Below are 9,151 nucleotides of genomic sequence, written 5' to 3' on the forward strand. Positions count from 1 at the left end.
AAATATATTTTTACATATAATATCATCCCTGCCTACCGTTGCGGTAAGTATGGTGGTGATGATGGATATGTACGTTAATAATCATAATGACGGCGCAAAAATAGTAAGAAATGCGGAAATTCAAAATTTATTGCCGGTTAATTCAGGGTAAAATCGGCGCCCTGCGCGTTGCGGCTGTCGGGCCCTACAAATACGGTAAAGTCGCCCGGCTCATAGGTCCACTGCATATCCTTGTCATAAAACTTCAGATCATCTACTGTGATGGTGAAGCTAACGGTTTGACTTTCCCCTTTCTTTAAAAAGATCTTTTTAAAGCCTTTGAGCTCCTTTACCGGGCGGGTAACGCTGCCCACTTTATCCCGAATGTACAGCTGTACCACCTCTTCGCCATCGTAATTACCGGTGTTGCTTACTTTCACGCTTACCTGCAAAGGCGCCGCGGGCGTAATCTGCGGCTTGCTGAGCTGTACCGGGCCGTAGGTAAACTCCGTATAGCTTAGCCCGTAGCCAAAGGGATATAGCGGCTCGTTAGATACATCCAGGTACTTGGTGGAGTATTTATTATCCGGGTTAAAGGGACGGCCGGTAGTGCGGTGGTTATAATAAATGGGAATTTGCCCGGTGTTACGCGGAAAGGTCATTGTAAGCTTACCGGCCGGGTTGTAATCGCCAAACAGCACATCTGCAATGGCGTTACCTGCTTCTGTGCCCAGGAACCAGGTTTCCAGGATGGAAGGGATGTGCGCATCTTCCCACTCCAGCGTAAGCGGGCGGCCGTTCATGAGCACCAGCACAATGGGTTTGCCGGTGGCATATACAGCTTTCAGCAGCTGCCGCTGGCTTTCCGGTATGCCGATGTTGGAGCGGCTGGCCGCTTCGCCTGTCATGCCCTGCGACTCGCCCAGCGCCATAATTACCACATCGGCCTGTTTGGCCAGCGTTACCGCTTCTGCCAGCATTTGCGCGCTGTTGGCCGTGTCGGCTGCTTCCAGCTGCTGCTTTTGCATGGCTTTCTTAAACAGGCTGGTATCGGAAGTAATATGCGCGCCCTGCGCATAGGTAACTTTTGCCGCATTGCCCACCTTATCGCGGATGCCCTGCAGCAGCGTTACTGCTTTGTTCGGATCACCTGCGGCCGACCAGTTGCCGATCATATCCCGCGGGCTGTTGGCCAGGGGACCTATCAGGGCTATATTACCCTGTTTTTTCAGGGGCAGCAGCCCGGTTGCATTTTTCAGCAATACAATGGAACGTGCTGCAATTTCGCGGGCGGCCTGTAAATTTCCGGCGCTCATGATCTCACGCGCGGCACGGGCAGTATCGCAATATTTAAACGGGTCCTGGAAAAGGCCCAGGTCGTACTTGGCAGCCAGCACGCGGTACACTGCGTCGTTTACCTGCTGCATTGTTATTTTTTTATCCTGCACCAGCTTTTTAAGCTGGCCGGAAAATGCGCTGCCCTGCATATCCATGTCTACACCGGCATTCAGCGCCAGGGCCGCGGCTTCATATTCATCTTTGGGCACGCCGTGGGCTATCATTTCATTGATAGCGGTGTAGTCCGTTACCACAAAGCCTTTAAAGCCCCACTGCTTGCGCAGCAGATCGGTGAGCAGCCATTTATTGCCCGTGGCAGGTATACCGTCTATTTCATTAAAGGAGGTCATTACCGTGGCTACGCCCGCATCCACAGCAGCTTTGTAGGGCGGCAGATAGTCCTGGTACATGCGGCGGCGGCTCATATCCACCACATTGTAATCGCGGCCTGCCTCCACGGCGCCGTACAGCGCAAAGTGCTTTACACAGGCCAGAATAGTGCTGTCGGCGACCAGGTTGGCGCCCTGGTAGCCTTTTACCTTGGCTTTGGCTACCTGCATGCCATACCAGGTATCTTCCCCCACGCCTTCTGCCACGCGTCCCCAGCGGGGATCGCGGGCAATATCCACCATGGGGCTGAAGGTCCAGTGCAGGCCGTCGGCGCTGGCTTCCCGGGCAGCAATGCGGGCGCTCTTTTCCATCAGGGCCAGGTCCCAGGTGCAGGCTTCGCCCAGGGGTATGGGAAAAATGGTTTTGTGGCCGTGTATTACGTCATACCCGAACAACAGGGGTATTTTCAGGCGGGTATTAAGGGCTAATTGCTGCAGCTGGCGGGTGTACTGCGGCGTATAGGCGTTAAAGATGGCGCCGCACCGGCCTTCTTCAATATCTTTTTTATAGCCGGCCCGCATAAAAGGGCCGGTAACATCCATATCGCTGGTAAGCAGGTTAAGCTGCCCTATTTTTTCTTCCAGGGTCATCTGCTGTAGCAGCCGGGTTAAAAACTGTTTTTTTGCGGTTGCTGATTGTTGTGCCTGTACAGTTGCTGTGCATATAATAGCCAGGAAAGCCATTATATAACCGGTAAAAATCCGTTTCATGACGTGTTTGGGTTTTGTAAGGCTAAAGGTAAGGAGAAAACGCCGTTACACCCTGGCAGTAACTGTTATGCTCAGCGTGCCGTGTTGATGTTGCTTCCCGTACACTTCACCTTCCATCCGCGGTTATCATCCAGCTCCATGATAACATTCTTCCCTTTGAAATGCAGCGTAATTGTTTCCTTATTTATAAACTCGTTAAACAAAGATTGCGTGTACTGCAGCACAAGCTTTAGCGTGCGCTCATCTTCCCAATAATATGTACCGGCTATATTGGAAGCCGGTGCTTCCTTTAGTTTGGTATAAAACCAGGCAGGGTGCCCTATGCCCCTCACTTTTGTAACGCCGCACAACCAGCTTCCCGCGGCAAACCGGAAATCAAAATCAATTCCGTCTTTTCTTACAGAAAGCAGGCAATGGCCCTTCTTGTCAATGTTTACCGCGATATTGCTGATCTTAATATCATTATCCTGAATTGAGTAGGCATGCCTTATTACTGCTGCCTTTTGAGAAAATAACGGTTGTTCAGGCAACGGCAATGTCAGCGATGCCAAACGGCGCTTAAGCCGTTTACCGGCGTAATGGTTTTCAGACAGCTTTTGCATTTTCATACCGGGTAAAAGGTATTTCCATACCAGGTTTAAAGTGCGCTGCGGGTCCGAGGCCTCTTCGGTAATTACCAGCACCGCATCCTGGTCGGGCATTATCAAGATAAATTGTCCCCAGGCGCCATCGGCGCGGTAAGAATTGTGCAATCCCTTCCAGAACTGGTAACCATACCCCTGTTCCCAATCACTTGAATCCCTGGATGCGGGCTGCAGGTCAGGGTGCTGGATGATCTGAACGGAGGTTGCCTGCTGCATCCAGGCGGCCGGCAGCAGCTGCCTGTTTTCCCAACAACCTTTCTGCAGATAAAATTGTCCGAACCTGGCCATGTCTTCTGTTCTTAAACGCAGGCCCCATCCGCCGGAGGTAATTTTTTGCGGACTGGTTGTCCAGTCTACATCCGCAATATTGAGAAAAGGGAAAAGCTTTTTACAGAGGTATTCATACGTGGTTACACCTGTAACCTGCTGTACAATGGCCGACAGCATATAAGTAGCCATGGGATTATACAGGAAACGGCTACCTGATTTATAGATGACCGGATGGGCAAGGAAAATTTTAACCCAGCTGTCGCTTTTGTTATCATCTACAGCCGGCTGGCTATCCATACCCACCGACATGGTCAGTAAGTCGCGGATGCGCAGCGCTTTCAGATTGTCGCTAAGCGTATCAGGTAAGTCAGACGGGAAGTAGGAAATAACCTTATCATCCAAACCCAGTAACCCGTCGGCTTCGGCAAACCCCACTGCTGTAGCGGTAAAGCTTTTACTAACTGAATACATATTATGTAGCTGCCACGGTCCGTAAGGCTTCCACCAGCCTTCCGCAATAACCTTCCCGTGCCGTAGCAGCATTATGCTATGGGGCTCATTGCCGCTTTTTTCAAACGCATCGAGAAAACTGATAATTGCTGTTGATGATACTCCTTCTGTTTCAGGGGTGCTTCGCGGCAGCTGACCTGCATTTTGCCCTTTTAGTGAAGCGGCGCAGCACCATAGTATAAGGGAACAGATATATGTTTTTATCATAAATTTTAAGCCTGCACTTTGATATGGCATGCCTGCAAAGGGAGTGCTCAATTTCACAGCTGCTGAAAAACAATGGGTTGTGAATATGGCAGTTACCGGCGGCTGTCCGGTTTCAGCAAAGGATGTTCAATTGTGAACGCGGCAAAATCATATGAAACAGCGGGGCAGTTGCCTACACCAGGGCGGCCCTTCTTGCGGGCACGGGGTGCGCCTTGCTTTTCTTATGCCGCCTGCCCCACCAGATGTAAAAACCGGTAACCGGCAGGCTGGCTGCTATCAGGCTGGCGCAAAAAGCCATGATCTTGCCCGGCAGGCCCAGTATGGCGCCTACATGAATATCATAGTTCATGCGGGTAAGCTTATCGGCAGCGGAGGCGGCTGCAAAACGGCCATAGGCATGTGTTACAGGAATTTCCTCCAATGTGTGCCGGTCAAAATAGCGGATGTCCTGCTTCCAGTAAGTGGCAATATCGGGGTTGGCTACTGCTCCAATGGAAGCGGTATCGCTTTCAGGGAAATGCACTTCGATCATTTGCGTATGGGGATATTCCGCCTTCATTTTCTCCCATACCCGGTCGGTGGCGGGTACAGCGCCGGAGGTAACATGGGGAGCCTTTTTGGAGAAAGGCTCATAATAGGCTACCTGGCTTTTACCGCCGGAAGCCGTCCAGTAAACGGTTTTGGCAAACCACTGAAAGCCCATGACCAGGCCGGTGAGCGCAGTAATTAAAATTATCCAGGTAATGTAAAAGCCCAGTATATTATGCAGGTCATAATTCACCCGGCGCCACCTGGCATTCCATTTTACGGTAAAGCGCTGCTTGCGGGCGGCAAGGTTCTTTGGCCACCACAGCACCAGGCCGGTTATGAGCATAATTACAAAAATGAGGGTGGCGCTGGCTACAATAGGCTGGCCAATGGCAGGCGGCAGCCACAGGTAGTAATGGCCCATAAGGATAATGCGGAAAAAATCACGGTCCATGTTCTTCACCTTCAGCACTTTACCGCTGTAGGGGTTCAGGTATACGATGTAGTAGTAAGACGGCTCTACTGCAAAAAAGGCCACTTCTGCGGCCCTGTCTTCCGGGAAGTAGCTTACGCTGTGCGGCAATTTGCCGGGCAGCGCCTGTTGCGCACGCGTTTTTAATGCAGATGGCGGAAGGAACGGTTGCTGCTCATTTTTAATATACCGGTAGCCGGTGGTTACGCTTTCAATTTCCCGCTCAAAGGCCAGCATGCAGCCGGTGATGCCCAGGAACACCACAATTAGCCCGGATGCCAGCCCGAGCCAAAGATGTATTTTTCCTATCCAGTATTTCAGGTTCTTTTTCTTGCTTCCCATATCGTAAAGGCCAGCCAACCATAATTATATCCGCATAGCCGGTTATAACCGCAAAGGTGAGAAATGGCCGGGTAATCCGTTTACGGAATCGGGAAAAATATTTACGCTATCGGAAAAAAAGGACGGCGGGCTACGGTGTGTTAACAAAAAAAATTAGTTGTATTAACATATGTCAAATAATATTTTCTGTACTTTTAACCGGTTACAGGCAATGGCACAACTGCTTGCCATAAGCATCCATAACATCGCCCTGAAAGTTAGATGCCCGTTACACCCATACCAGGCGTTATGAAAAGGAAAACAAATCTTCGGAGTATGAAGCAGAAAGCAGCGCAACACAACGATAAACAATTATTAAGAAGGCTTAGAACGGGCGATCCAAATGCGCTAAATGATGCTTACCGTCAATATCGTGTATGGCTGCTGGTGGTAGCTTCCTCCCATATAACTGATGAAGCGGCGGCGAAAGCTATTGTGGAGGACTTTTTTATAGATTGCTGGGACAACGATCTTTTTAAACATGTTCGCGTTCCGTTAAGGACTTTCCTGTTCAAAGCGCTTACAGAACGTTGTAAAAAACAGGGTATGCAGGTCCCCCTGCAGCAGTCCTGATAAATCTTCGGGAATCAATCAATATTTATTTACCGGGTAGTATCATTATTACTTTCTACATCAATCATGTCATTATTTTTGTGACTACCGCGAAACAACATTAAAGCCGTGACACATTTTTCCCAACAACAAAATGAGCACCTATGGCAACTGATGTCTGAAAAAGTTGCCGGTATTATTTCCGATAAAGACCAGCTATACCTGGAAGAACAGCTCCGCAAAGATGAATCGATGCAGGAAGCCCTGCATGCGCTGGAGCTTACTTTCGGCCATAACAACCCTGAAAGCCTGAATGCGGATGAAGACTGGCAAAACCTGCTGGCCTTTACCAACGCAAAGCCGGGGGTCCGGCCCATTACGGTACTGGACCACTTCCGTACCTACAAGGTAGCCGCCATACTGTCAGGGGTGCTCCTTGCGGGCGCGGGCCTTTATTTCCTGCTTCACAGGCCAGCCGCTTCCCAGGCAGCGCCATTAGCCGCCGCAGAACCGGGGCAGGTAACCCTGCAGCTGGCCAACAATAAAACCGTACTGCTGTCTGACCAAACCTCCAGCATCAGCCTGGGCGACGTGCAGCTGCACAATGCTGCAGACAGCCTTACCTTCAGCAGCGCTAACGGCTTTTCCGTAAATAACGGGCAACATACATTAACCGTACCCGTAGCCCGGTCTTACAAGGTGATCCTGGCCGATGGCAGCAAGGTATTACTGAATGCCGGCAGCCGCCTGCAGTTTCCCTTTAACTTTAACGGCAGCAGCCGGGAAATAACGCTGCTGAGCGGCGAAGCCTTTATTGAGGTAGCCGCCAATGCCGCACAGCCGTTTATTGTGCATACGCCCAACAGTGCAGTACAGGTGTTGGGCACCTCATTTAATATTAACGCCTATGATCCATACCAGGTACAGCTATCGCTGATAAGCGGCGCCGTTAAAATGAATACCGATGGCGCGGCGGTAGTGCTGAAACCCGGTATGGAGGCGGTGTACACCCCTGCCAGGGGATTATATACGCAGCCTTTTGAGGAACAAAAAGTACTGGCCTGGACAACCGGTAAGCATTTCTTTTCCCGGGCTACGCTCACTGATATTTGTAACATCCTGTACCGGCACATGGGCATTACCGCAGTAATAGACAGTAATTCCAAAGCCAAAGAAGTGCATTTTAACGGGATGGTGGATAAAAACAAACCCATACAGGAGTTTATGGAAGATGTAAAGAATATGACGGGCGTGGATTATTACTTTGACCGGCAGGGTGTGTTGCACTTCAGGTAAGAATGTAAAATCATAAATGTAGAATGTAAAATGTAAAAGTAAAATGCAACGAAGCAGCGTACGGTAGCTGAGTTTACTTTTACATTTTGTATTTAAAATTTTACATTCTTCAATAGCCCGGGTTCTGTGGCTGTAAAAAGGCATTTTTGGCAAGCTCGCCCAGCGGCAGCGGGTATAATGCCGCTTCACTTTGCCAGGCCGGCTTAACCTGCGCCAGCACTGCATTAGCGCGGCCGGTGCGTTTAAGGTCCAGCCAGCGGTGGCCCCATTCTGTAAACAGCTCTACCTGTCTTTCATGCTCCACGGCGGCCAGCAGCTCCGCTGCCGTATTATAACGCACCGGCGGCAGGCCGGCCCGCTTACGGATAACATTCACATCTGCACATGCGCCGGAAAAGTTGCCCAGGCGGGCGCGGGCTTCTGCCCTTACCAGGTATTGTTCCGCCAGCCGCAGCACCATAGAATATTCTGTAAGCACATCTCCGCGTTTTACCCTGTATTTACAGGGAAAATAATACACTGCAGCGTTCACCTTTATACTATCTACCCAGCTGCTCCGGCGCCGGTCGCCGCTTTCAAAGGCCTGCAACAGCCAGGGGCTAAGGGCTGCGGCGCTTGTTTCGGTAGCGGCAGGGGCTGTGGTTAAAATAAAATTAAAGCCCTCCCAGGTATTCAGGGCGGGCGTATTGGGCATCAGCTGCCAGATGGCTTCTGTGCTGTTTTCCAGGAATACATTATGCAACGTATCATTCAACCGGTAAGCCGGATCATTTATTACGCGACTTGCCTGCTCTTCGGCGTTCGCCCAATCCTGCCGGTACAGGAATACCCTTGCCAGCAACGCTGTGGCTGCGGCTTTACCAGGGCGCACCTTTTCGCCCCCGGCATAGTTATTCCCCAGGAGCGACTGCGCATCCTGTAAATCGCCGGTGATCTGCCGGTAAAGGGTATCAGGGGCGGTACGCTTCACCTTCATGTTCTGCTCATAATCTTTTTGGGTAACCAGCGGCACTGCGCCAAACAGGTTCACCAGGTAAAAGTGGCAGAATGCGCGCACAAATAAAGCTTCGCCCATCAGCTGCGCCTTTACGGGTTGCGTTATGCCTGCGGAGCCTTTTACGCCTTCGTACACATCGTTTGCTGCATAGATGTAGGTATAGATTTCGTTCCAGAGATCATCCCGGATAGCGGGATTATTGGCGCGCACAGCATCCTGATAAAACTGCCGGGGCACATCCGCGGCAGAATAATATATAAGCTCGTCTGCAGACAATGCAGCCAGGAAGGTAACGCTGCGGTTATAACCGCCGGCAAACCCGCTGCTGTTGATCATGCGGCCGTAAATGCCCAGCATGGCCGCGGTAGCGCCTGCGTCATTTGTATAAACGGTGGTGTTTGCCGGCGCTTCTGACTTAGGTGGTGCTATATCTACAAACTTTGTACAGCCGCCCGCCAGCAGGCAGCCTGCATACAGCATATACCAATGCAGCCGGTTGCTTATGTGTTGTTTAAATGCCATTGCAATTATTTAATAAAAACTTAGCCGCAGGCCCACGGTGCATATGCGCAAGGGCGGATATACTACTGCCTGGGCGGCGGTTTCCGGGTCAATGCCTTTATAATTTGTTATGGTAAAAAGGTTCTGCGCCTGGATAAAAAAATGGCTGTCGTTTACACGCAGGCGTTGCAGCCAGCGGGCAGGGAGCTGGTAAGCGATGTTCAGGCTTTTGCAACGGATAAACGAAGCGCCTGTAATGGTTTGGTCACTGTTTAATGCGTAGCTGTATGCCATGCCGGCCGGTGAGGCGGGGTCCTGTGTAAAACGCTGTATGCCTGTTTGCCGGCCGGGCTGCTGCCAGCGGTCCAGCATGGCT

The 9,151-nt window shown here is 50.9% G+C and carries 6 protein-coding genes and 1 pseudogene; 2 read left to right on the top strand and 5 right to left on the bottom strand.

Annotated features, from left to right (window positions below; genetic code table 11):
* Positions 1 to 137: 137 nt before the first annotated feature.
* From bglX to VFS25_RS24145, 3 genes are all read right to left on the bottom strand, one after another.
* Positions 138 to 2,417: a beta-glucosidase BglX gene (bglX, locus tag VFS25_RS24135; RefSeq protein WP_326464750.1), complete on the bottom strand. Its 2,280-nt coding sequence runs from the start codon at positions 2,415 to 2,417 to the stop codon at positions 138 to 140.
* Between the two features lie 71 nt (positions 2,418 to 2,488).
* Positions 2,489 to 4,078 (bottom strand): serine hydrolase, encoded by a 1,590-nt coding sequence (locus VFS25_RS24140; RefSeq protein ID WP_326464751.1) that lies wholly within the window; start codon positions 4,076 to 4,078, stop codon positions 2,489 to 2,491.
* Positions 4,079 to 4,220: 142 nt separating this feature from the next.
* Positions 4,221 to 5,390 carry a PepSY-associated TM helix domain-containing protein gene (locus tag VFS25_RS24145; protein WP_326464752.1) on the bottom strand — a complete coding sequence of 390 codons (1,170 nt, stop codon included), beginning with the start codon at positions 5,388 to 5,390 and terminating at the stop codon, positions 4,221 to 4,223.
* Positions 5,391 to 5,705: 315 nt separating this feature from the next.
* Here VFS25_RS24145 and VFS25_RS24150 point away from each other — a divergent pair, with 315 nt between their 5' ends.
* Both VFS25_RS24150 and VFS25_RS24155 read left to right on the top strand, forming a co-directional pair.
* Positions 5,706 to 6,002 (top strand): hypothetical protein, encoded by a 297-nt coding sequence (locus VFS25_RS24150; protein ID WP_326464753.1) that lies wholly within the window; start codon positions 5,706 to 5,708, stop codon positions 6,000 to 6,002.
* 153 nt (positions 6,003 to 6,155) lie between these two features.
* Positions 6,156 to 7,277 (top strand): FecR family protein, encoded by a 1,122-nt coding sequence (locus VFS25_RS24155; protein ID WP_326464754.1) that lies wholly within the window; start codon positions 6,156 to 6,158, stop codon positions 7,275 to 7,277.
* A gap of 109 nt (positions 7,278 to 7,386) precedes the next feature.
* Here the strand turns inward: VFS25_RS24155 and VFS25_RS24160 are convergent, their stop codons facing one another.
* Together VFS25_RS24160 and VFS25_RS24165 are read right to left on the bottom strand one after the other, a co-directional pair.
* Positions 7,387 to 8,796, bottom strand: coding sequence for a RagB/SusD family nutrient uptake outer membrane protein (locus VFS25_RS24160; RefSeq protein WP_326464755.1), 1,410 nt, complete (start codon positions 8,794 to 8,796; stop codon positions 7,387 to 7,389).
* Between the two features lie 9 nt (positions 8,797 to 8,805).
* Positions 8,806 to 9,151, bottom strand: a pseudogene (locus VFS25_RS24165) (hypothetical protein); the annotation flags it as partial.

Source organism: Chitinophaga sp., from assembly GCF_035761305.1.
Lineage (GTDB): Bacteria > Bacteroidota > Bacteroidia > Chitinophagales > Chitinophagaceae > Chitinophaga.

Coding starts and splice junctions, on each gene's coding strand:
- bglX (WP_326464750.1), bottom strand. CDS start 2,417: ATGAAACGGATTTTTACCGGTTATATAATGGCTTTCCTGGCTATTATA.
- VFS25_RS24140 (WP_326464751.1), bottom strand. CDS start 4,078: ATGCCATATCAAAGTGCAGGCTTAAAATTTATGATAAAAACATATATC.
- VFS25_RS24145 (WP_326464752.1), bottom strand. CDS start 5,390: ATGGGAAGCAAGAAAAAGAACCTGAAATACTGGATAGGAAAAATACAT.
- VFS25_RS24150 (WP_326464753.1), top strand. CDS start 5,706: ATGAAGCAGAAAGCAGCGCAACACAACGATAAACAATTATTAAGAAGG.
- VFS25_RS24155 (WP_326464754.1), top strand. CDS start 6,156: ATGTCTGAAAAAGTTGCCGGTATTATTTCCGATAAAGACCAGCTATAC.
- VFS25_RS24160 (WP_326464755.1), bottom strand. CDS start 8,796: ATGGCATTTAAACAACACATAAGCAACCGGCTGCATTGGTATATGCTG.